20 protein-coding genes are annotated in these 23,008 nt (G+C 72.5%); 8 read left to right on the top strand and 12 right to left on the bottom strand.

Annotated features, from left to right (window positions below):
• Window positions 1-15 precede the first annotated feature (15 nt).
• Entirely contained in the window at window positions 16-780 is a 765-nt protein-coding gene (locus tag HP550_RS16950) for a PspA/IM30 family protein (RefSeq protein ID WP_175348855.1), read from the top strand.
• Window positions 781-832: 52 nt separating this feature from the next.
• Here the strand turns inward: HP550_RS16950 and HP550_RS16945 are convergent, their stop codons facing one another.
• Window positions 833-1,588, bottom strand: coding sequence for a glutamine amidotransferase-related protein (locus HP550_RS16945; RefSeq protein ID WP_175348854.1), 756 nt, complete (start codon window positions 1,586-1,588; stop codon window positions 833-835).
• Between the two features lie 182 nt (window positions 1,589-1,770).
• Here HP550_RS16945 and HP550_RS16940 point away from each other — a divergent pair, with 182 nt between their 5' ends.
• From HP550_RS16940 to HP550_RS16920, 5 genes are all read left to right on the top strand, one after another.
• Window positions 1,771-2,490 carry a response regulator transcription factor gene (locus HP550_RS16940; protein ID WP_175348853.1) on the top strand — a complete coding sequence of 240 codons (720 nt, stop codon included), beginning with the start codon at window positions 1,771-1,773 and terminating at the stop codon, window positions 2,488-2,490.
• A complete protein-coding gene (locus tag HP550_RS16935) occupies window positions 2,487-4,016 on the top strand; it encodes an ATP-binding protein (RefSeq protein WP_175348852.1) in 1,530 nt (509 codons plus the stop codon). The genes HP550_RS16940 and HP550_RS16935 overlap by 4 nt, the downstream gene beginning before the upstream one ends.
• A gap of 43 nt (window positions 4,017-4,059) precedes the next feature.
• Complete coding sequence (locus tag HP550_RS16930) at window positions 4,060-4,866, top strand: HD domain-containing protein (RefSeq protein ID WP_246280950.1); 807 nt, start codon at window positions 4,060-4,062, stop codon at window positions 4,864-4,866.
• Between the two features lie 341 nt (window positions 4,867-5,207).
• Window positions 5,208-5,498: a WXG100 family type VII secretion target gene (locus tag HP550_RS16925; RefSeq protein WP_175348851.1), complete on the top strand. Its 291-nt coding sequence runs from the start codon at window positions 5,208-5,210 to the stop codon at window positions 5,496-5,498.
• 30 nt (window positions 5,499-5,528) lie between these two features.
• Complete coding sequence (locus HP550_RS16920; protein WP_175348850.1) at window positions 5,529-5,804, top strand: DUF4031 domain-containing protein; 276 nt, start codon at window positions 5,529-5,531, stop codon at window positions 5,802-5,804.
• Between the two features lie 11 nt (window positions 5,805-5,815).
• On the opposite strand, the gene atzF is transcribed toward HP550_RS16920, so the two are convergent.
• The 8 genes from atzF to urtA form a co-directional block, all read right to left on the bottom strand.
• A complete protein-coding gene (gene atzF, locus HP550_RS16915; protein WP_175348891.1) occupies window positions 5,816-7,549 on the bottom strand; it encodes an allophanate hydrolase in 1,734 nt (577 codons plus the stop codon).
• 11 nt (window positions 7,550-7,560) lie between these two features.
• The gene (gene uca, locus HP550_RS16910; RefSeq protein WP_175348849.1) at window positions 7,561-11,163 is read right to left on the bottom strand and encodes an urea carboxylase; all 3,603 of its coding nucleotides are present in this window, start codon (window positions 11,161-11,163) and stop codon (window positions 7,561-7,563) included.
• Between the two features lie 293 nt (window positions 11,164-11,456).
• Window positions 11,457-12,140 (bottom strand): GntR family transcriptional regulator, encoded by a 684-nt coding sequence (locus HP550_RS16905; RefSeq protein ID WP_175348848.1) that lies wholly within the window; start codon window positions 12,138-12,140, stop codon window positions 11,457-11,459.
• A 40-nt stretch (window positions 12,141-12,180) separates the two neighbouring features.
• Entirely contained in the window at window positions 12,181-12,876 is a 696-nt protein-coding gene (gene urtE, locus HP550_RS16900) for an urea ABC transporter ATP-binding subunit UrtE (protein WP_056085677.1), read from the bottom strand.
• Complete coding sequence (gene urtD / locus HP550_RS16895) at window positions 12,869-13,702, bottom strand: urea ABC transporter ATP-binding protein UrtD (protein ID WP_175348847.1); 834 nt, start codon at window positions 13,700-13,702, stop codon at window positions 12,869-12,871. Before urtD ends, urtE begins: the two co-directional genes overlap by 8 nt.
• Window positions 13,699-14,787 carry an urea ABC transporter permease subunit UrtC gene (gene urtC, locus HP550_RS16890; RefSeq protein ID WP_175348846.1) on the bottom strand — a complete coding sequence of 363 codons (1,089 nt, stop codon included), beginning with the start codon at window positions 14,785-14,787 and terminating at the stop codon, window positions 13,699-13,701. The genes urtD and urtC overlap by 4 nt, the downstream gene beginning before the upstream one ends.
• Window positions 14,784-15,668, bottom strand: a complete 885-nt coding sequence (gene urtB, locus HP550_RS16885) for an urea ABC transporter permease subunit UrtB (protein ID WP_056085679.1) — start codon at window positions 15,666-15,668, stop codon at window positions 14,784-14,786. Before urtB ends, urtC begins: the two co-directional genes overlap by 4 nt.
• An 84-nt stretch (window positions 15,669-15,752) precedes the next feature.
• Window positions 15,753-17,021, bottom strand: coding sequence for an urea ABC transporter substrate-binding protein (gene urtA / locus HP550_RS16880; RefSeq protein ID WP_175348845.1), 1,269 nt, complete (start codon window positions 17,019-17,021; stop codon window positions 15,753-15,755).
• 214 nt (window positions 17,022-17,235) lie between these two features.
• On the opposite strand from urtA, the gene HP550_RS16875 reads away from it, so the two are divergent.
• Window positions 17,236-18,462: a pyridoxal phosphate-dependent aminotransferase gene (locus HP550_RS16875; protein ID WP_175348844.1), complete on the top strand. Its 1,227-nt coding sequence runs from the start codon at window positions 17,236-17,238 to the stop codon at window positions 18,460-18,462.
• A gap of 170 nt (window positions 18,463-18,632) precedes the next feature.
• Here HP550_RS16875 and groL read toward each other — a convergent pair whose 3' ends face one another.
• A complete protein-coding gene (groL, locus tag HP550_RS16870) occupies window positions 18,633-20,261 on the bottom strand; it encodes a chaperonin GroEL (RefSeq protein ID WP_175348843.1) in 1,629 nt (542 codons plus the stop codon).
• A 244-nt stretch (window positions 20,262-20,505) separates the two neighbouring features.
• On the opposite strand from groL, the gene HP550_RS16865 reads away from it, so the two are divergent.
• Complete coding sequence (locus HP550_RS16865; RefSeq protein ID WP_175348842.1) at window positions 20,506-22,005, top strand: glucosidase family protein; 1,500 nt, start codon at window positions 20,506-20,508, stop codon at window positions 22,003-22,005.
• A 51-nt stretch (window positions 22,006-22,056) separates the two neighbouring features.
• Here HP550_RS16865 and HP550_RS16860 read toward each other — a convergent pair whose 3' ends face one another.
• Both HP550_RS16860 and HP550_RS16855 read right to left on the bottom strand, forming a co-directional pair.
• On the bottom strand, window positions 22,057-22,260 hold the full coding sequence (locus HP550_RS16860) for a cold-shock protein (protein ID WP_175348841.1): 204 nt from the start codon (window positions 22,258-22,260) through the stop codon (window positions 22,057-22,059).
• A gap of 116 nt (window positions 22,261-22,376) precedes the next feature.
• Complete coding sequence (locus HP550_RS16855; protein ID WP_175348840.1) at window positions 22,377-22,970, bottom strand: LytR C-terminal domain-containing protein; 594 nt, start codon at window positions 22,968-22,970, stop codon at window positions 22,377-22,379.
• Window positions 22,971-23,008: the final 38 nt, after the last annotated feature.

The following is a 23,008-nucleotide window of genomic DNA, read 5'->3' as shown; positions in this document are numbered from 1 at the left end:
CGAGAGGCACGAGCGATGACCGAGAAGCAGAGCGTGTTCGGGCGGATCACCCAGCTGGCCCGCGCCAACATCAACGCGCTCATCGACCAGGCCGAGGACCCGCAGAAGATGCTGGACCAGCTGGTGCGCGACTACACCGGCTCGATCGGGGACGCCGAGCGCGCGATCGCGCAGACCATCGGCAACCTGCGCCTGGCGGAGCAGGACTACAACGAGGACGTCTCCGCGGCGCGCGAGTGGGGCAGCAAGGCGCTGGCCGCGTCCAGCCGCGCGGACCAGTACCGCTCCGCCGGTGACGCCGCGAACGCCGACAAGTTCGACAACCTCGCCAAGATCGCGCTCGGCAAGCAGCTCACCGCGGAGGGCGAGGTCCGCGAGGCAGAGCCGCTCATCGCGTCGCAGCGGGAGACCGTCGAGAAGCTCAAGTCCGGCCTGGCCATGATGAAGGACAAGCTCGGCCAGCTGAAGTCGCGCCGGGACACCCTGGTCGCCCGGCAGAAGTCCGCCGAGGCGCAGCAGACCGTGCAGACCGCGATCAGCTCGATCAACGTGCTGGACCCGACCAGCGAGATCTCCCGCTTCGAGGACAAGGTGCGCCGCGAGGAGGCGCTCGCGATGGGCCAGGCGGAGATCGCCGCATCCTCCCTCGACTCGCAGTTCTCGGAGCTCGAGGCGTCCTCCGAGCAGATCGAGGTCGAGGCGCGGCTGGCCGCGCTCAAGGCCGGCAGCGCCCCGCAGCAGCTGGGCACCACGCGGGTCACCCCGGAGATCGAGGCCTGACGCACGACGAGAGCGCCCGACCCCCGCAGGGGTCGGGCGCTCTGCTGTCCGGTCAGGCGGAGACGGGCTCCTGCGCGGTCGCGCGCACGTGCGCGGCGAACGACTCGGCGAGCGTGCGGCCCACGGCCTCGACCTCGCCCTGGCGGGCAGCGTAGGCCGCGAGGACGGCGTCGGTGTCGACGTCGTCGTGCCCGTCGGCCCAGCCGCGCAGCGTGTCCGCGCCGGCCTCGGGGTGGAACTGCACGCCCCAGGCGGAGCCGATGCGGAAGGCCTGGTACGGGTACATGGCCGACGACGCCAGCCAGACCGCACCGCGCGGCAGGTCCACGACGGCGTCCGCGTGCATGCTCGGCTGCGGCGTGGCGTGCCGGGCGTCGGCCAGGGCCGCGACGGCACCGACGACCACGTCGCCGGTGGCCTCGGGCCGCCAGCGCACGTCGACGACGCCGGACTCGCGTCCCGGAGGGGCCGCCACCTGCACGCGGCCGCCGCGCGCCGCGGCGAGCAGCTGGGCACCGAGGCAGATGCCGAGCGTCGGGACGCCCTGCGCGCTGGCGTCCGCGAGCAGCGCGCGCAGCTCCGGCAGCCAGACGGCGGTGGCGTCGTCGTGCGCGGACATGTGGCCGCCGAGGACGACGAGTCCGTCGCCCACCTGGTCGACCGCGGGAACGCTCTCACCGGCGAAGGCCGCGACGATGCGCAGCTCGACGTCGCCGAGCCACTCGCCGAAGCGGTCGAGCGGGACGTCGGGAGAGCTCTGGATGACGGTGACGACCGGCCGGGGGCCACCGGAGAAGGGGAGGGTCACGCGGAGACGGTACCCCCGCCGAACCCCGATCCCGCAACGAACGGCCGTCCGATCTGTCCGCTTCCAGGTCGCTCGTCCATCTTTGCCGACCGGATGAATCTGTCACGCGTGCGCGTCATCACATTCGAGCGAACCCCGCATTCACCCAGCGAACTCCCAGGCTCCGGGCGGAGAATCGGAGGATGTCCACACCCCCGGAGGCACGTCTGCTCGTCGTCGACGACGAGCCGAACATCCGCGAGCTGCTGGCCACGTCGCTGCGCTTCGCCGGCTTCGAGGTCTACGCCGCCGCCGACGGGGGCTCCGCCCTGCGCCTCGCGCGCGAGGTCGAGCCGGACCTGGTGGTGCTGGACGTGATGCTCCCCGACATGGACGGGTTCACGGTCACCCGACGCCTGCGCGAGAAGGGCCAGCACGTCCCGGTCCTGTTCCTCACCGCGCGCGACGACACGGCCGACAAGGTGCAGGGCCTGACGGTCGGCGGCGACGACTACGTGACCAAGCCGTTCAGCCTGGAGGAGGTCGTCGCCCGCATCCGCGCGGTCCTGCGCCGGACGCGGCCGGGCCTCGCCGACGACGGCAGCGTGCTCCGGTACGCGGACCTCGAGCTGGACGAGGACTCCCACGAGGTGGTCCGCGCCGGCCACGCGGTGGACCTGTCCCCCACCGAGTTCAAGCTCCTGCGCTACCTCATGCTCAACCCGGGCCGGGTGCTGTCGAAGTCGCAGATCCTCGACCACGTCTGGCAGTACGACTGGGGCGGCGACGCCAACATCGTCGAGTCCTACATCTCCTACCTGCGCCGGAAGGTGGACCAGATCGACGGGCCGGACGGGTCCCGGCTGCCCCCGCTCATCCACACCAAGCGCGGCGTGGGCTACCTGCTGCGCGAGTCGACGTGAGCACGACGGCCCCGACGGCACCCGACGACACCGCGCAGATCGCGGAGACCGCGCCCCCAGGACGCCCGCTGGGCGCGCTCCGCGACCGCTGGGCGGGCGTCCCCCTGGTCACCCGCCTGGTCGGCATCGTCACGGTCCTGCTCGCGTTCGGGCTGGTGCTCGCCGGGGCCACCAGCGCGGCCCTGCTCGAGGGGACGCTCGTCGGCCAGGTGGACACCAAGCTCCAGACCGAGGGCACCCAGGTGGCGACGCAGCGGCTGAGCCAGCTCGACATCAGCGGCAACCCGTTCTACACGCCGAGCGACTACTACCTGCGGTACGCGGTCGACGACGACGAGCTGCCGATCCTCTCGGAGACCACCCGCGACCAGTACGGCACACCGAACGTGCCGTCGATGAGCATCGACCAGGCGACCGCCCGCCATGGCGACCCCTTCACGGTCTCCTCCACGCAGCCGGGCTCGCAGTGGCGCGTGGTGGCCTACAACTTCACGATGCGGGACGGGACGGTCGGCACCGCGGTCATCGCGCTCCCCCTCGGCGACATCCAGCACACGGTGCGCCGGATGACTCTCGTGCTGCTGCTCAGCGGGCTGGGCATCGTGCTCCTGGGCGCGGTCGCGGGCGCCTGGGCGGTCCGTCGCTCGCTCAAGCCGCTGCGGGAGATCGAGACGACCGCCGCGGCGATCGCCGCAGGCGACCTCACGCAACGCGTGCCGTCGGGGCCCGAGCACACCGAGGTGGGCCGGCTCAGCGCCGCCCTGAACGGGATGCTCGCGCAGATCGAGCAGGCCTTCGGGGCGCAGTCCGCGTCGGAGGCCCGGATGCGCCGGTTCGTCGCCGACGCCTCCCACGAGCTGCGGACCCCGCTGGCAACCATCCGCGGCTACGGCGAGCTGTACCGGATGGGTGCCCTGACCACGACCGACCAGGTGGACGACACCCTGCGCCGCATCGAGCAGTCGGCCACCCGCATGGGCGCGCTGGTCGAGGACCTGCTCGCGCTCGCCCGCCTCGACGAGGGCCGCCCCCTGCGCACCGGCCCCGTGGACCTCACCGTGCTCGCCGCGGACGCGGTCAGCGACCTGCACGCCCTCGACCCGTCCCGCTCGACGCGGCTGGTCCCGCTGGTCGACGGGGCCGCGGGCGCGCCGTGCGTCGTCGTCGGCGAGGAGTCGCGGCTGCGTCAGGTGCTGGCCAACCTCGTCGGCAACACCGTCCAGCACACCCCGCCCGGCACCCCGGTCGAGATCGCGGTCGGGATGCTGCCCACCGGCGAGGGTGCCCTGGAGGTGCGCGACCACGGGCCCGGCATCGACCCGGAGCACGCGGCGCGCGTGTTCGAGCGGTTCTACCGGGTGGACGCCAGCCGCGGGCGCGACTCCGGGGGCGCGGGGCTGGGCATGGCGATCGTCGCCGCGATCGTCGACGCGCACTCCGGGTCGGTGCTCCTGTCGCAGACACCCGGGGGCGGGACCACGGTCCGCGTCACCCTCCCCGCTCCGGCCCACGAGTCACAGTCCTGAGGGCTACCATGGCGGGTTCCTACCGTCGGACGAAGGCTGATTCATGGGCGTCCATGACGCACCGCAGTGGTTGTTGTCCGCGTTCGTGCGCAGTGCCGTCGGGGCCGGTGCCACCGCTCCCACCGAGCAGATCCGCGACGCCGGGCAGGCGCTGGTGGACCGGTGGGGCTCGCCCGGACGGTCGTTCCACAACCTGAAGCACCTGGTCGACGTGCTCATCCGTGTCGACGAGCTGGTCGAGGAGACCCACCAGCCCGACGTCGTGCGCCTGGCCGCCTGGTACCACGGCGCCATCTTCGACGCCGCCGACCGCAAGGCCTACGCCAACCGTGGCGGCGAGGACGAGATCGCCAGCGCCCGGCTGGCGTTCGACGAGCTGCTGGCCCTGGGCGTCCCCGAGGCCCGCGCCCAGCGCGTGCACGACCTCGTCGTCGCCCTGGTCCGGCACGCACCCAACCCGTCGGACTTCGACTGCGCGGTGCTCTGCGACGCCGACCTGGCCATGCTCGCCACCGAGCCGCAGAAGTACAAGGCGTACGTGCAGGACATCCGCACCGAGTACTCGCACCTGCCGGTCGAGGACTACCTGCGCGCCCGGGTGCGCATCCTGCACAAGCTGCTCGCCCGGCCGTCCCTGTTCGTCAGCCCGCTGGGGTCGGCGTGGGAGGAGCCCGCGCGGCAGAACCTGTCCGGCGAGCTCCAGCGGCTGGAGAAGGAGCTCCGCGCGATCGACGCCGCCGCTGCGACGGCCGCGGCCGAGCGGGGTACCGAACGCGGCACCGAGCACACGGCCGAGCACACCGTGGGCGCCGAGCGCGGCACCGAGGACTCGACCGCCGCACGCTCCTGACCGGCTGAACGCGGTGTCGTGCGGGGGCGGTCCCGGAGTCGTGGCGTAGTACGCTGTGGGAGCGCTCTCGCGTGCCTCGTTCTGCTGGTCCTTGGTCGGGCTGCGAATGTGTGACTGAGAGCTGGTCGGTCCCGGGTCGGGGTGCAGCGGCACCCCGACCGGGGACGGACCGCCGGGTGCAACCGCCCGCACCCCGCCCTGTCGGGCCGCCCAGCCGCCCACAGCCCCATCGGGCCGCGCGCACTCGCACCGATGACACCGACCACCACCCGCTCGGCTCGCGGCCCTCGTAGCGTCCTCGACCAGCGCCGGGATCACCCGGCCTCGACGACGGAGGTCCCATGAGCAGGTACGAGGTCGACAGTGCGCAGGTCGCGACGGCGGCGGCGAGCGTCCAGGCGCGCGCGGGCACCATCCGTAGCGAGGTCGCCGCGATGCACCGGCAGCTCGCCGACCTCCAGGGCTCGTGGCGGGGCGCCGCCGCGACCGCCTTCGCCGGTGTGCTCACCGACTGGTCGGCCACGGAGGCGCGGCTCGACGCGTCGCTGGAGCAGATCGTGGCCGCGATGCAGTCGGCGGCGCGCACCTACGCGGAGGCCGAGTCGCAGGCATCCCGCCTGTTCAGCGTGTGAGGACCGCACACCCGTGCCTACGCTCGAGCCGTGACCGTGCTGGTGGACCCCCCGATGTGGCCGAACCACGGCATGCTCTGGGGCCACCTGGTCAGCGACTCGTCGCTGGAGGAGCTGCACGCGTTCGCGTCCCGGGCCGGGATCCCGCCACGGGGGTTCGACCTCGACCACTACGACGTTCCGGACCAGCGGATCGAGGAGCTGGTGGCGCTCGGCGCCGAGCTGGTGAGCGCCAAGGAGCTGATCCGGCGCCTGCGCGCGTCCGGGCTCCGGATACCTGCCCGGGACCGCACCAGGCACCGGTAGCGCTCGGGTGTTCAGAGGCCGCGCCGCAGGGCCTCCACCCAGCCGCCCGTCTCGGTGATGTCGGCCCCGGCGGTGCCCGCCTCCGCGGTGCAGCCGAAGCCGACCACCCACGAGCCGTCCGCGAGCTCGACCTGACCCAGCATCATCGGAGCGGGCAGGCCGGCGAGCATCCTGCCCAGCGCGCCGGCCGACAGCCGCCACACCTCGCCCGCGATCGGCGCCCCCGCGCCGGGACCCACGCGCAGCAGGCCGGGCTTGCGGGGGTGGGTGTCGAGGGCGACCAGGCGGTAGGCGTCCGACGTCCGGACCGGGCGGCCGAACCGCGCACCGAGCTCCTCCAGCTCCCGGTTCAAGGGCTGGCCGCGCAGGTGGGCGCCGACCACGAGGACGTCGACACCGTCCTCGACGAGGAGCGCGCCCTCGACGCCCAGCATCCGTGCCGCGAGATCGACCGCCAGCTGGTCGTCGAACGCGCGCGACACCAGGGTGATCCCGAACGGTCCCCCGTCCGCCGTCCCGGCGGGGATCGCGACGGCCGCCATGTCGAGCAGGTTGACGAAGTTGGTGTACGTGCCGAGGCGTCGGTTGATGGCCACCGGGTCGGCCTGCACGGCGGCGATCGTCGGGTGCTCCGTGGTGGTGGGCAGCAGGAGCAGGTCGCAGCCGTCCAGCACGGCCGCCGCCTCGACCTTGGCCGCGGCCAGCCGTGCCCGGTCGGTGACGTAGGCGTGGGCCGGGGCGTCGCGGCCGGCCAGGATGATCGACCGCACGGTCGGGTCGGCGTCGGGCGCGTCGGCGAGGAACGCCCCGACGGCCTCGTAGCGCTCCGCGACGATCGCGCCGTCGTAGAGCAGCCGGGCGGCGGCGAGCATCCCCGAGATGTCCACGGTCCTGACCTGCCCACCGACCGCGCGGACCGCCTGGACGGCGGCGTCGAACGCGGCTCGCCAGCCGGCCGAGAGGGAGGCCACGTCCGCGTCGCGCGGGATCGCCACCACGGGCGCGGTGCGCAGTCCCAGCCGCACGTCCGCAGGCCACGGGCGGCGCACCGGGTCGAGCGGGTCGGCGCCGGTCATCGTCCGGGTGGCCAGGACGCCGAGCTCCAGGTCCCGCGTGAAGGTGGTGACCACGTCGTAGTTCCGGCAGGCGGGGACGACGCCCGTGGTCGGCACGAGGCCGAGGGTCGTCTTGATACCTACCAGCCCCCCGAACGCGGCCGGCACGCGGCCCGACCCGGCGGTGTCCGTGCCGATCCCGATGTCGGCGATGCCGAGCGCCACGGCGACGGCCGACCCGGAGCTGGACCCCCCGGAGACACGCTCGGGCAGGGTGGCGTGCCGGACAGCGCCGTACGGGCTGCGGACCCCGACGAGCCCGGTGGCGAACTGGTCGAGGTTGGTCTTGCCGAGCACCACGGCGCCCGCGTCGACCAGGGCCTGCACCGCGGCAGCGGTGAGGGTCGCGGGCCCCGTGGCGTAGGACGGGCACGCGGCGGTCGTCGGGACCCCGGCGACGTCGATGTTGTCCTTGACCGCCACCGTGCGCCCCGCGAGCGGGAGGATGGCGCCGGCGGCGCGGCGGGCATCGACCTCTCGGGCAGACTCGAGAGCCACCTGCTCCGGGAGGAGCGCGATCCAGACCTCCGGCCGGTCGACCTCGGAGATCCGCGCGTACGCGGCACGGACGCGCGCCTCGGCCACCCCGACAGCTGCCGACACCCGCGTCTCGCTCGTCACGCCGTCCATCGTCGTCCCCGTCACGCACCCACCGCCAAGATCGCGAGCGGCGCGCCGGGCGCGACGTGCTGCCCCGGTGTGACGAGGACCTTGAGCACGGTCCCGTCGGCGGGCGCGGTGACGCCGAGCTCGAGCTTCATGGCCTCCAGCGCGACGATCAGGTCGCCCTCCTTGACCTGCTCGCCGGCCTGCGCCTCGATCCGCCAGACGCTGCCGACCATGGGCGCCTCGACCAGCACGCAGCCGTCGAGCAGCTCGATCTCGCCGGGCCCGGCACCCAGGTCCCCCGCGTGCGCGGGCTCCTCGGTGGGGGCGTCGAACTCTCCCGCCAGCTCCCAGGCTGCGCGCTCGTCGGCGAAGGCGGCGGCCTGGCGTGCCTGGAACTCGGCGATGTCGTCGGCGTGCTCGGTCAGGAGCTCCAGGTGCTCGCGGTAGGAGAACGTGCCGTGCTCCACCTCGACGTCGAGCCGGCCCGCAGCGAACGCGTCGCGCTGGGTGAGCAGCTCGTCGGCCGCGACGGGGTGCCAGACGACCCGGTCGAAGAACCGGAGCAGCCAGGGCTTGCCGGGTTCGAAGACCCCCCGCTGCCGGTGCCCGGACCAGATGGGCACCGTGCGGCCCACCAGCTGGTAGCCGCCGGGCGAGTCCATGCCGTAGACGCAGAGGTACTGACCGCCGAGCCCCACGGTGTCGGCGGCGGTCCACGTACGGGCCGGGTTGTACTTGGTGGTCATCAGGCGGTGCCGGGGGTCGAGCGGGACGGCCAGCGGGGCGCCGAGGTAGACGTCCCCGAGGCCGAGCACCAGGTACTCGGCGGCCATCATCGTGTCGAACACGTCGTCGGTGGACGGCAGGCCGTTGATGCGGCGGACGAACTCGATGTTCGACGGCAGCCACGGCGCCTCCGGGCGGACCCCGGCCTGGTAGCGGGCGACCGCCTCGGCGATCACCGGGTCGTCGAACGACAGCGGCAGGTGGATGCGCCGGCTCGGCACGACGAGGTCCTCCGTGGCGGGCAGCGACGCCTCGAGCCCGACCAGCACGTCCACCAGCGCGCGCACGCCGAGCACCGCCGGGTCGACGTGCACGTGCAGGCTGCGAACGCCGGGTGTGATGTCGATGACGCCCGGGGTGCCCTTCAACGCCTCGCCCAGGGCGTGCACCCGCATCCGCAGGCCCAGGTCGAGCACCATCGGGCCGTACTCGACGAGCACGTTGTCGTCGCCACCGCGCAGGTAGACGACGTCGGGCGTGCCGGCGACCCGCGCAAGGACGCCGTCGTCGCCGTCGGGGCCGGTGAGCACGTCAGGGCCGAGGTGCGCCGACGCGCGCAGGGCGTCGTCGGTGCGCAGCGCGTCCGCCGTGGCGTCGGGCACGGGCAGCAGCCGCACGGTGTCGCCGGGCCGGATCTGGCCCATCTTCCAGCGGTGCCCGACCACCACGGTCAGCGGGCACGCGAACCCGCCGAGGCTGGGGCCGTCGGGGCCGAGCAGGATCGGGGTGTCGCCGGAGACGTTCAGCGCGCCGACCGAGTACGGGTTGTCGTGCAGGTTCGACGGGTGCAGGCCCGCCTCGCCGCCGTCGGGTCGCGCCCACTGCGGCTTCGGTCCGGTGAGCCGGATGCCGGTGCGGTTGGCGTGCGTCTGCACCTGCCACGTGGCCTCGTAGAACATGTCCATGTCCGCGGGCGTGAAGTACGACGGCGCCGGCTGCGGTCCCTCCTGGACCGCCACCTCCCACTCGTGCACCAGCTGCGGACGGAGGTCCTCCGGCACGGCGACCGGGTCGGGTCCGTCGGGGACGCCCGGCACCAGCGTGTCGCCGACGACGAGCGCGCGGCCGGTGTACCCGCCGAAGCCGCCCATCGAGAAGGTCGACGCCGAGCCGAGGTAGAGCGGCACGTCCAGCCCGCCGCGCAGCAGGACGTAGGTGCGCAGGCCGGCATCGAACGGAGCGCCGACGTCGAGCACCGCGCCCGCGGGGATGGTCACAGGCTCCCACTGCGGCACCGCGGCGCCGTCGACCGTCACCGGCGCGGGCGCACCCGTCACGCAGACGACCGTCTCGTGGCTGAACCGCAGGCGCGGTCCGGTCAGCGTGCACTCCAGCCCGGGCGCGCCCTCGGGGTTGCCCAGCGCGCGGTTGCCCAGCCGGAACGAGAGGTCGTCCATCGGCCCCGAGGGCGAGATGCCGACGTCCCAGTAGCCGAGCCGGCCCGGCCAGTCCTGCACGGTCGTCATCACGCCGGGCCGGACGACGTCGATATACGGCTCGTCGTCCGTGACCCCTGCGAGGGTGCCCGTGGTGTGCTCGGCGGCCAGCACGTCGGGCTGCCGGACCGCCTCGCGCAGCAGCGGGAGGTTCGTCTGCACCCCGGTGAACCGGGTGGCCGCGAGCGCCTCGGCCGATGCCGCGAATGCAGCGGACCGGTCGGCCGCGTGCACGATCACCTTGGCCAACATCGGGTCGTAGTGGCTGGTCACCTGCTGCCCGGTCTCGGCCCACGCGTCCACGCGCACCGCCGGGTCGTCGGGGTACACGACCTCCGTGAGCAGCCCGGCACTCGGCTGGTAGTCCTTGCGGGGGTCCTCGGCGTAGACGCGGACCTCGACGGCGTGACCGACGACCGCCGGACCCTCGTCGGGGACGCCGTTCAGGAACGAGACGTCGCCCTGTGCCAGCTGGAGCATCCACGCCACCAGGTCGACTCGGGTCACGGCCTCGGTCACCGGGTGCTCGACCTGGAGCCGCGTGTTGACCTCGAGGAACGACGCCTCGCCGCGGTCCACGTCGTACACGTACTCCACCGTGCCCGCGGACCGGTACGCCACCGACGCCGTCAGCGCGCGGGCGGACTCGTGCAGCATCGCGCGCACGTCGTCGGGCAGTGCGGGTGCCGGCGCCTCCTCGACCACCTTCTGGTTGCGCCGCTGCAGGGAACAGTCGCGGTCGCCCAGGCTGACCACGCGGCCGACGCCGTCGCCGAACACCTGCACCTCCAGGTGCCGCGCGCGGGACACGAACCGCTCCAGGAACACCCCGGCGCTGCCGAAGCTCGCCGCCGCCAGCCGCTGCACGCGGTCGAAGGCGGCCACCAGCTGGTCGGCGTCGGCACACGCCTGCATGCCGATCCCGCCGCCGCCGCCGACCGCCTTGACCATGACCGGATAGCCGACGACCGACGCGGCCGCGAGCGCCTCCTCGACCGACCCCAGCAGACCGCTGCCCGCGACCAGCGGCACGCCCGCCGCGGCTGCCGCCTCGCGCGCCTGGTGCTTGTCGCCGAACACCGACAGCTGCGCGGGCGTCGGCCCGACGAACGCGAGCCCCGCCGCCTCGACCTCGCGCGCGAACTGCGCGTTCTCGGACAGGAACCCGTACCCGGGGTGGATCGCACCGGCCCCGCTCTCCGCCGCCGCGTGCAGCACGAGCTCGGGGCGCAGGTAGCTCTCGCCCGCCGCCGCAGGGCCGAGGCGCACGGCCACGTCCGCCAGTCGCACGTGCGGGGCGGCCGCGTCGGCGTCCGAGTAGACCGCCACCGTCTTGAGGCCGAGCTCGCGCGCGCTGCGCAGGATGCGGACGGCGATCTCGCCGCGGTTGGCCACGAGCAGGGTGTCGAACACGGCGTCCCCCGGGTGCGGTCGGGCCGGGCCCCCGGAGGGCGCTCGGCGCGGGATGTATACACCCCGGTATCCGGCACGCTACGGAGGCCGTGTTTCCCACCCCTCGCACCCGGGTAAACGGTGCGTTACGCGTGCTCCCGAGGTCGCTGGGACATGACGTCCGAGGAAGTGCGCGCTCCGGCGACCAGATGCTCGGACGCCGCGGCGGTGGTGATCGGGACGTCCGAGGAAGTGCGCGCCATGGCAGCCACATGCTCGGACGTTGCGGTCCGCCGGCGGCCAGCGGCGAGCGGTCAGCCCGCGAGCGCCATCCGGGTCATCGACCTCGTCGCGCGCTCCATGACGACCTCGAGCGACTCCCCCACGTGCTTGTGCAGGGCGGTCAGGGCCGACGGCAGCTCACGAGCGAGGACCAGGGTCAGGATCTCGAGGTGCTCGTCGATGGTCGCGGTGATGCGGTCGGGCTCCACGAAGTCGTGCATGCGCACCGCGCGGATCTTCTGGTTCACGGTGACCAGGGCGCCGGTGAGCTGGGTGTTCCCCGACGACCGGGAGAGCACCTGGTGGAACCCCTCGTCGAAGAGCACGAAGCTGGCGTCCGGCTCGGGCGGGGCGTCGCGCAGGTCGGCCCACTTCTCCCGCTCGGTGCGCAGCAGCTCCTCGTCGTGCCGGACCTGCGGGTTCTCGATGGCCCGGGCGATCCCGCGCAGCTCGAGCGTGATCCGCAGCTCGTACAGGTTGCGCAGGTCTTCCAGGCTGGGCACGACGACGGCGTACCCGAAGTCGGTGCGCTCCACCAGGCCGTCGGACAGCAGCCGGGACAGCGCCTCGCGCACCGGGGTGCGGGAGACGTCGAACTGCTTGCCGAGCTTGGGCTCCGTCAGCCGCTCCCGCGGCGAGACTCGTCCGTTGAGGATCTCGTCGCGCAGCTGCTGATAGACCACGTCCCGCAAGGAGCGGGGATCCTCCGTGCTCATGGTCACGAAGCGTAGACCTCCAGGGGGACCGCACCGACGCTCACAGGGCCATCGCCGCCCGCACGTCGGCCTCCTGGTCGGCCCCGCCCGCACCCGAGCGGGTCACCCGTCCGGACTCCAGCACGTAGTACTGCCCGGCCGCGGCGAGGGCGAACCCGACGTGCTGCTCGACCAGCAGCACGGACAGCCCGCCCGTCCGGGTCAGGGTGCCGATGGCGTCCTCGATCTCCTGCACGACGGACGGCTGGATGCCCTCGGTCGGCTCGTCGAGGATCAGGACGCGCGGGCCGGTGAGCAGCGCGCGGGCGATGGCGAGCTGCTGCCGCTGACCGCCGGACAGGAGCCCGGCACGCCGGCCGAGCAGGTCGCGCAGGGCGGGGAACAGGTCGAGCGCGTCGTCCATCCGAGCCGCCCCCGCGGACCCCGCGCCGTCCGCGACCAGCTGGAGGTTCTCCCGCGCGGTGAGCTGCCCGAAGGACTGCTGCCCCTGCGGCACGTACGCGAGCCCGCGGCGCACGCGCTGGTGCGGCCGCAGCCTCGACACGTCCTCCCCGAACAGGGTGACCCGACCGCTGCGCACCGGCAGCAGCCCGACGGCCGCCCGGAGCAGGGTCGTCTTGCCGGCGCCGTTGTGGCCCATGATCGCGGTCACCCCGCCGTCGGCCACGGCGATGTCGACCCCGTGCACCACGGACGTCCGCCCGTACCCCACGTGCACCCCGGTGAGCTCAAGCATCGGAGGCTCCTGTCCCTCGTGCGCCCGCGCCTCGGCCCAGGTACACCTCGACCACCTTCGGGTCCGCCTGCACCTGCGCCACCGTCCCCTCGCTGAGCACCGACCCCTGGTGGAGCACCGTCACCGACGAGGCGAAGCTGCGCAGGAACTCCATGTCGTGCTCGACCACGACCACCGTCCGCTGGGCACCGATCCGCTGGAGCAGCAGCCCGGTCTCCTCGCGCTCGGCCTGGCTCATGCCCGCCACGGGCTCGTCGAGCAGCAGCAGCCGGGCGTCCTGCACCAGGAGCATCCCGATCTCCAGCCACTGCTTCTGCCCGTGCGCGAGCACCCCAGCCGGCACGTCCCGCAGGTGCGTCAGCCCGACCGTCTCGAGCGCCGCCTCGACGGCCTCGGGAACCGACGACCGCCGCCGCAGCATCACCCGGGCCTTCCGGCCGGAGCCCGCCGCGATGTCCAGGTTCTGGAGCACAGTCAGCTGGTCGAACACGCTGGCCGTCTGGAACGTGCGGCCCACCCCGGCGCGCGCGACCTTGTGCGACGGCTTGCCGACGAGCTCCACGCCGCCGAACCGGATGGACCCCGTCGCCGACGCCAGCCCCGTGATGGCGTCGACGATCGTGGTCTTGCCGGCACCGTTGGGGCCGATGAGGAACCGCAGGTCTCCCTGCGTCACGGTGAGGTCGACGCCCGCCACGGCGACGAACCCGTCGAACACCACGCGCAGGTCGCGGATCTCGAGGTAGTCGTGCCGGAACCGAGACTCGTCGGCGGCGATGACCGCCTCGAGCGCCTCGGGGTCCAGCGATCCTGTCTCGTCGGTCATGTCGGCGTCCCCGCGGTCTCGAGGGTGGCGGGCGCGGCGTCAGGCACGGGTTCCGGCTCCTTCACCCGGCGGCGGAACAGCCGCCCGATCGTCGCCAGCCCGTTGGGCAGGAACGCGACGACGAGGATGAACAGCGCGCCCTGGAAGTAGATCCAGAACGACGGGAACGACTCCGACAGCGAGGTCTCCGCCCACGACACCCCGATCGCACCGAGCACCGGCCCGAGCAGGGTGGCGCGCCCGCCGATCGCGACGCCGACCAGGAACCCGATCGAGGGCACCACGCCCACGTCGGCCGGCGAGATGATCCCGACGATGGGCGTGAACAGCGCCCCGCCGATCGCGGCGAAGCAGGCGGCGATCGCGTAGGCGACCACCTTGACCAGGGCGGGGTCGTAGCCGAGGAACCGGACGCGGTTCTCCTGGTCGCGCACCGCCACGAGCAGCTCGCCGTAGCGGGAGTTCATCACCAGCCGCACGATCGCGACCATGGCGAGCAGCACGCCCGCGGCGATGAAGTAGAGCATCCGCTTGTTCACGGGGTCGGAGAGCGTGAACCCGAAGAACGACTGGAACCCGTTGAGCCCGTTGGTGCCGCCGGTGACCTTCTGCTGGCCGATCAGCAGGATGGCGAACGCCGCCGCGAGCGCCTGCGACAGGATGGCGAAGTAGGCGCCGCGGACCCGCCGCTTGAACACCGCGAGGCCCAGCAGGGTGGCCACGAACGCGGGCAGGACCAGGATCGCGAGGATGGTGACCACGGGGTCCCGGAACGGCTCCCACCAGCCCGGCACCGTGCCGTCGCCGTACAGGAGCATGAAGTCGGGCACCCCGCCGGGGCCCGCGTCGGACAGCTTGAGGTGCATGGCCATGAGGTAGCCGCCCAGGCCGAAGAACACCCCCTGGCCGAGCACGAGCATCCCGCCGCGCCCCCACGCCAGCCCGATGCCGACCGCGACCATGGCCAGGCAGCAGAACTTGGCCAGCAGGTTGAGCCGGAAGTCCGACAGCAGGGCCGGCGCCACGCCGAAGAGCACCACGGCGGCGATGACGAGACCGCCCCAGACCCGGACGCGGGGGCTCATGCGAGGCTCCGCGTGCGCACCGAGACGAGCCCCTGGGGCCTGACCTGCAGGAACGCGACGATGACGACGAACAGCAGCACCTTGGCCAGGCTGGCGGTGGTCGAGTACTCGAAGCCTGCCGAGAGCAGCCCGAGGCCGAACGCCGCGATCACCGCTCCCTTGAGCTGGCCGATGCCGCCGACCACGACGACCAGGAAGGCGTCGACGATGTAGTTGGTGCCCACGGTCGGACCGACCGACCCGAGCAGGGTGAGCGCCACGCCCGCGACGCCGGCCACACCGGACCCGATGAAGAAGGTCAGCCGGTCGGTGGCCCGCGTCGAGATCCCCGACGTCTCGGCCAGGTCGCGGTTCTGCACGGTGGCCCGGATGCGCCGACCGAGCGGGCTGAGCTTGAGCAGGAGCGCCAGGGCGACCACGCAGACGATCGCGAGCGCCAGGATGAACAGCCGGGTCCGCGGGATCCCGACGCCGAGGATCGGCACCGCCCCGGACAGCCAGGCCGGTGCGCGGACGTCCACGTTGGGGGCGCCGAACACGTCGCGCGCCAGCTGCTGGAGCACCAGCGCGACACCGAACGTGACGAGCAAGGTGTCCAGCGGGCGCGTGTACATGCGCGAGATGAGCGTGATCTCGAGGATCAGCCCGAGCAGGCCGCCGACGAGGAACCCGATCACCAGCGAGACCAGCAGGGACACCCCGGCGTCGGCGATCACCTTCTGCACCACGAACGCCGTGTACGCGCCGGCCATCATGAACTCGCCGTGCGCCATGTTGATGACGCCCATCTGGCCGAACGTCAGCGCCAGGCCGAGCGCCGCGAGCAGCAGCACCGACCCCAGGCTGAGGCCCGCGAAGAGCTGTGAGACGAGGGCATCCATCCGGACCCGCCTTCCTGTCCGTGCGAGGAGGGGCGGTGGCCCGGCGTCACAGAGGAGCCGCCGGGCCACCGCGTCAGGGGTGGGTCAGGACAGGCCCTCGGCCCAGTCGTAGCCCTCGAGGAACGGGTCCGGCTCGATGGGGCCGTCCGACGACCACTCGGTGTAGATGAGCCCGTCGGGGCCGATCTTGCCGATGAGCGCGGTCTTGGCGATGTGGTGGTTGTCGCCGTTCACCGTGACCGTGCCCTCGGGGGCGTCGAACGTCACGCCGCCGGCCGCCTCCTGGATGGCCCCGACCTCGAACGACTCGGCCTTCTCGACCATGCCCTTCCACAGGTAGAGCGACGTGTACGCCGCCTCCATCGGGTCCGACGTGACGCGCTCGTCGCCGAACTTGGCCTTGAACGCCTCGACGAACGTGGCGTTCTCGGGGCTGTCGACCGTCTGGTAGTAGTTCCACGCGGTGAGCTGGCCGACGATGTTGTCGATGCCGATGCCACCGACCTCCTCCTCGGCGATCGACACCGAGACGACGGGGAGCGTGTCCGCGGCCAGGCCGACGTTCTTGTACTCCTTGAAGAACGCGACGTTGGAGTCGCCGTTGAGGGTGTTGAACACCGCGTCGGCGCCCGAGCCCTTGAGCTTGTTCACGATCGTCGCGAAGTCGGTGTGCCCGAGCGGGGCGTACTCCTCACCGACGATCTCCACGTCGTTGGCACCGGCCCAGGCGATGATCTCCTTGTTGGCCGTCCGCGGGAACACGTAGTCGGAGCCGACCAGGAAGATCTTCGACTTGCCCTGCTCCTTGAGGTAGTCCATGCCGGGCAGGATCTGCTGGTTGGTCGTCGCGCCCGTGTAGAAGATGTTGGGCGAGGCCTCCAGGCCCTCGTACTGGACCGGGTAGAACAGCAGCGAGTCCTTGGCCTCGAAGACGGGGAGCATGGCCTTGCGCGACGAGGACGTCCAGCCGCCGAACACCGCGGCGACGCAGTCGGACGAGATGAGCTTCTCGGCCTTCTCCGCGAACACGGTGGGCTCGGAGGCGCCATCCTCCGCGACGATCTCGAGCTGCTTGCCCAGGACCCCGCCGTCGGCGTTGATCTCCTCGGCGGCCAGGTCGAGCGAGTCGCGGACGGTCTGCTCGGAGATGGCCATGGTGCCGGACAGCGAGTTGAGGAAGCCGATCTTGACGGTGTCGCCGGACGTGTCGACGCACGAGGCCGACGACGCCGAGCTGTCGGCGCCGGGGTCGTCGGAGGTGCGGGCGCCACAGCCGGCGACGCCGAGGGCGACGACCAGGGCGGCCGCCGGGAGGGCAAGAGCGCGCGTGCTGAATCTGGACTGTGTGTTCAACGGACGATGCCTTTCGCTGAAGAAGCTGAGGGGCAGTGCCGGACCCGGGCCCTGGACAGTGCGTGACACCGCGCTGTGTCCCGCGCTGTATACATCCCTGTGCCCATGGGTGACGAACCTAGGGACGGGGTGTTTCAGGCAGCGACGAGCCCCCGTAAACGGTCTGTTTCGGACCGGTCCCGGTTCAGTCACGGGCCGGCGATACGCTCGACGGATGCCGCACCTGCGCCCGCTGGACCAGTCGTCGAAGCTCAAGAACGTGCTCTACGAGATCCGCGGGTCCGCCCTGGACGAGGTCGTCCGGCTCGAGGCCGAGGGCCACACCATCCTGCGGCTCAACACCGGCAACCCCGCCGCGTTCGGGTTCGAGGCGCCGCACCAGATCGTCCGCGACGTCATCGCCGCTATCCCCCACGCGCACGGGTACACCGACTCGCGCGGCATCCTCTCCGCCCGTCGCGCGGTGGTCACCCGGTACGAGACCGAGCCCGGCTTCCCGGAGATCGACGTCGACGACGTCTACCTGGGCAACGGCGTGTCCGAGCTCATCACCATGGTCATGCAGGCACTCCTCGACGAGGGCGACGAGGTGCTCATCCCCTCCCCCGACTACCCCCTGTGGACCGCGATGACCTCGCTGTCCGACGGCGTGCCCGTGCACTACCGCTGCGACGAGTCCGCCGGCTGGGAGCCCGACCTGGAGCACCTACGCTCCCTGGTCACCCCCCGGACCAAGGCGATCGTCGTCATCAACCCCAACAACCCCACCGGCGCGGTCTACTCACGCACCGTGCTGGAGGGCATCGCCGAGATCGCGCGGGAGCACAGCCTCCTGCTGCTCGCCGACGAGATCTACGACCGCATCCTGTTCGACGGCGCCCAGCACATCCCGATGGCCACCGTCGCCCCTGACCTGCTGTGCCTGACGTTCAACGGCCTGTCCAAGACGTACCGCGTGGCCGGCTACCGCTCCGGCTGGCTCGTCGTCACCGGACCACGCGAGCACGCGACCGGCTTCCTCGAGGGCATCACCCTCCTGGCGTCCACGCGCCTGTGCCCGAACGTCCCCGCCCAGCACGCCGTCCAGGCAGCCCTCGGCGGGATCCAGAGCATCGACGCCCTCATCGCCCCCGGCGGTCGCCTGCACGAGCAGCGGGACGTGGCCTACCGCGGGCTGACCTCGATCCCCGGCGTCGACTGCGTCCGCCCCGACGGTGCCCTCTACCTGTTCCCGCGCCTGGACCCGGACGTCCACGAGATCCGCGACGACGCCCGCCTGGTCTACGACCTGCTGGTCAGCGAGCACATCCTGCTGGTCCAGGGCACGGGCTTCAACTGGCCCACCCCGGACCACCTGCGCATCGTCACGCTCCCGGAGGCGAGGGTCCTGCAGGAGGCCATCGAACGCATGGGCAACTTCCTGTCCAGCTACCGCCAGTAGCCGGCAGCGACCGGACGAGATCGGCAGCTGCCGCCGACGTCGGCAGTTGCAGGTGCCGATCTCAGCGGGAACTGCCGATCTCGCCGGCTCCCCGCCCCGGGGACGACGAACGGGCCGGTCACCCGAAGGTGACCGGCCCGTCCAGAGACTGCTAGCGCCTCAGCTGCGGATCAGAACCCGCCGCCGAAGTCGTCGCCGCCACCGCCACCGGAGGGCGCGTTGTTGCGCTCCGGCTTGTCGGCCACGACGGCCTCGGTGGTGAGGAACAGCGCAGCGATGGACGCCGCGTTCTGCAGGGCGGAGCGCGTGACCTTCACCGGGTCGTTGACGCCCGCGGCGAGCAGGTCCTCGTACGTGTTGGTCGCGGCGTTGAGGCCGTGACCCACGGGGAGGTTGCGCACCTTCTCGACGACGACGCCACCCTCGAGACCGGCGTTGATCGCGATCTGCTTGAGCGGGGCCTCGATCGCGAGCTTCACGATCTGCGCACCGGTCGCCTCGTCGCCCTCGAGCTTGAGGCCCTCGAACGCGGTCTTGCCGGCCTGGATGAGCGCCACGCCGCCACCGGCGACGATGCCCTCCTCGACGGCCGCCTTGGCGTTGCGCACGGCGTCCTCGATGCGGTGCTTGCGCTCCTTGAGCTCGACCTCGGTGGCCGCGCCCGCCTTGATGACGGCGACGCCACCGGCGAGCTTGGCGAGGCGCTCCTGGAGCTTCTCGCGGTCGTAGTCCGAGTCGGAGTTCTCGATCTCGGCACGGATCTGCGAGACGCGACCCTGGATCTGGGCGGCGTCGCCGGAGCCCTCGACGATGGTGGTCTCGTCCTTGGTGACGACGATCTTGCGCGCCGTGCCGAGGACCTCGAGGCCCACCGTGTCGAGCTTGAGACCGACGGTCTCGGAGACGACCTGGCCACCGGTGAGGATGGCCATGTCCTGCAGCATCGCCTTGCGGCGGTCGCCGAAGCCGGGGGCCTTGACGGCGACCGACTTGAACAGGCCGCGGATCTTGTTGACGACGAGCGTGGCCAGGGCCTCGCCCTCGACGTCCTCGGCGACGATGAACAGCGGCTTGCCGGCCTGGATGACCTTCTCCAGCAGCGGCAGCAGGTCCTTGACGTTCGAGATCTTCGACTCGACGAGCAGCACGTAGGCGTCCTCGAGGACGGCCTCCTGGCGCTCCGGGTCGGTGACGAAGTACGCCGACAGGAAGCCCTTGTCGAAGCGCATGCCCTCGGTCAGCTCCAGCTCGAGGCCCAGCGCGCTGGACTCCTCGACGGTGATGACGCCTTCCTTGCCGACCTTGTCGAGCGCCTCGGCGATGAGGTCGCCGATCGCCTGGTCGCCGGCGGAGATCGCGGCCGTGGCGGCGATCTGCTCCTTGGTCTCGACCTCCTTGGCCTGCGCGAGCAGGGCGGCGGTGACGGCCTCGACGGCCTTCTCGATGCCCTTCTTCAGGGCGATCGGGTTGGCGCCGGCCGCGACGTTGCGCAGGCCCTCGCGCACGAGCGCCTGGGCGAGCACGGTGGCGGTGGTGGTGCCGTCGCCGGCGACGTCGTCGGTCTTCTTGGCGACCTCCTTGACGAGCTCCGCACCGATCTTCTCGAAGGGGTCCTCGAGGTCGATCTCCTTGGCGATGGAGACGCCGTCGTTGGTGATCGTGGGGGCGCCCCACTTCTTGTCCAGGACGACGTTGCGGCCCTTCGGGCCGAGAGTGACCTTGACGGTGTCGGCGAGGATGTTGAGTCCCCGCTCGATGCCGCGGCGGGCCTCCTCGTTGAAGGCAATGATCTTGGCCATGGGGCTGTGATCCTTCACTGGGTTCGGGTCGGCCGAGGGTGCCCGCGACGGACGGGCACGCCACCCGCGGTCTTGTCCCGCGTGCGACGGCCCTCACCTGACGGCCGTGGTGATTCTGTCACTCTCCACCGGAGAGTGCTAAGTCCAATGGTTAGCACTCGACCCCCGAGAGTGCAAGCAGCGTTCGCTGTGAGCAGCGCTCCCCGCGGCACCGCAAGGCGCCCACCAGCGCTATCGTGCGCGTGTGCTGGGTCACGACGACGACGTCGACACTGGTGGTCGGCGGACCGTCGGCAGTCTCGTCGCGCCCCTGCGCCCGTCGCGCCGCCCGCGCCACGCCGACCTCCCCCGCCGCACGGGCGGGCTCGTGGCCACCGCGCTCGTCGTCGCGGCCACCACCACCATCGTCGCCACCGCGCCCGCCGGGGCTCTGGCCGCCGACGGTCCCGCCGCACCCGTCTCGGGCGACGCGCCGGCCAGCCGGTACGCGACCATCCCGCTCTACCTCGAGGGGCTGACCACGTACGCGGGCGGTCTGCGGGTGCCGCTCGCCGTCGGCACCGACGCGACGTTCCTGCCCGGCACCCACGTGGTCGACCCCGCCGCGTCGACCCTCACGCGCGTCGTCACCGGGGCAGCGCCCACCGGGCACCAGGCGACCGTCCGGGCAGCTGCCACCGTCGCCGGGCGCCAGCGCGCCTGGCTCGCGTCCGGCACCGTCCCGGGCGCCGGCGGACCGTACGAGGACATGGCCCGCGCGGCCCTGCTGGACCTGCACGCGCTGATGCTCCCCGACGGGGCGGCCGTCGCGGCCTGGTCGGAGAAGTGGCGGTACGTGTGGCCGCGCGACGCCTCGTTCGTCGCCGTCGCGCTGGCCCGCACCGGCCACGTGGACGACGCCCTGGAGATCCTCGGCTTCCTCGACCGCGTGCAGTCGCCGGACGGCTCGTTCCAGGCGCGCTACCTGCCCGACGGGTCGGGGCCTCCGGACGAGCGCGGCGTGCAGACCGACGGCACAGGCTGGGCGCTGTGGGCGGCCGGCATGGTGCTCGCGGAGATCGCCGACCCCGACGACCGCGCGGCGGCCGCGGAGCAGCTGCGCCCGCTGCTGCTGCGCTCCACCCGGCACGCGATCGACCTCGTCGCGCGCGACGGCCTCCCGCCCGCGTCGCCGGACTACTGGGAGGTGCCCGAGGACGCCCTCACGCTCGGCACGGTCGCGCCGCTCGTCGCGGGGCTCCAGCAGGCGTCGGGCGTGCTGGTGCTCACCGGCGACGACGCACTCGCCCGGTCCGCGTTCGACGCCTCGATCCGCTCCAAGGTGGCCGTGATCCGCGCGTTCGGCCCGACCGGGTTCGGCCGGTACGCCGACGGTGGCCACGCGGACGCCGCCAGCGCCTTCCTGCTCCCGCCCTTCCTCACCGCCGCGGTGCCCGGTGCCGACGAGGCGTGGCGGGCGTCCGCGGTGGCGATGGTGCGACCTGCGAACGGCCTGGCGCCCGGGGCGGGGTGGCGCGACGACGGAGTCTCCTGGACGCCGCAGACGTCGCTCTACGCGTGGGTGGCGGCGGAGAGCGGCGACGCCGACCTGGCCGACGGCTGGCTCACGTTCCTCGACACCCACCGCACGCCCTCAGGCTCGCTGCCGGAGAAGGTGCTCGCCGACGGCTCCCCCGCGGCCGTCGCACCGCTGGGCTGGAGCGCGGCCTGCGTGCTGCTGGCCCTCGACGCACTCGAGGGGTGACACGCCGACGGGCCGCACACCCCGGGGTGCACGGCCCGTCCAGGTGGGGGGTCAGAGACCGCGGACCTGCTCCGCCTGGGGTCCCTTGGTGCCCTGTCCGACCTCGAACTCGACGCCCTGGCCCTCTTCGAGGGACCGGTAGCCGTCCGACTGGATGGCGCTGAAATGCACGAAGAGGTCCTGGCCTCCCCCCGTCGGGGTGATGAAGCCGTACCCCTTCTCCGCGTTGAACCACTTCACGATGCCCTGGGCCATGCCGTGCTCCTCGACGTCCGGTGCCCGGACGCTCCGCCGGCGTCCGGTGCGCGAGAGCCTAGTGGCCGCGCTCCCGCGCCGACCAGGGTGTTCTCGGGTCCGTCCGAGCTGACCGGTCAGGCGTCGGGGTCGGTGACGAGGACGACGGAGATGCCGGTTCCTGCGTCCGCCGCGGAGAGGGTCGGGGCGCTCAGGCCGAGCGTGTCGGCGACCAGCTGGGCGGTCGCCACCTGGTCCTCGGTCGCGTAGAACACGACCGAGTCGTCGGTGGTCGCCTCGGTGTTGCCGGTGGTGACGGCGGTGAACCCGGCGGTGGTGAGCTTCTCCGCCTGCGTCGCGGCGAGGCCGCCGATGCTGGCCGCGTTGAGCACCACGATCGGCGTGTCGAGCACGGGGGTCGGCGCCGCGGGCTCGTCCACCGGGGTCGTCTCGGTGTCCGCGGGAGTCTCGCCCTCGGTCGGGGTGTCTGCCGGTGTCTCGTCCTGCGCCTCGGGCGCCGTCGACGTGCCCGGGAGCGAGGGGAGGTTGCCGTCGCGCGCCAGGTAGTTCACGGCCGCGAACGCGAGCACGGGTGCGAGCACGACGACCGCCAGGAACGGCCACCACCTGCTCCACGCCGAGCGGGGGGCGCGGTGCACGCCTCGGGGGACGTCAGGATTCGACGGGACGTCGAACTCGTCCTCGGGATAGGAGTACTCCGCCTTGCTCACGGCCGACAGGCTAACGGCTCAGGCCATGGGGGCGGGTC

The sequence above is a fragment of the Cellulomonas humilata genome, assembly GCF_013359775.1.
In the GTDB taxonomy this organism is placed as follows: domain Bacteria; phylum Actinomycetota; class Actinomycetes; order Actinomycetales; family Cellulomonadaceae; genus Cellulomonas; species Cellulomonas humilata.
Note: the sequence above shows the minus strand (reverse complement) of the source record. Positions and strands in the feature narration are given on the sequence as shown.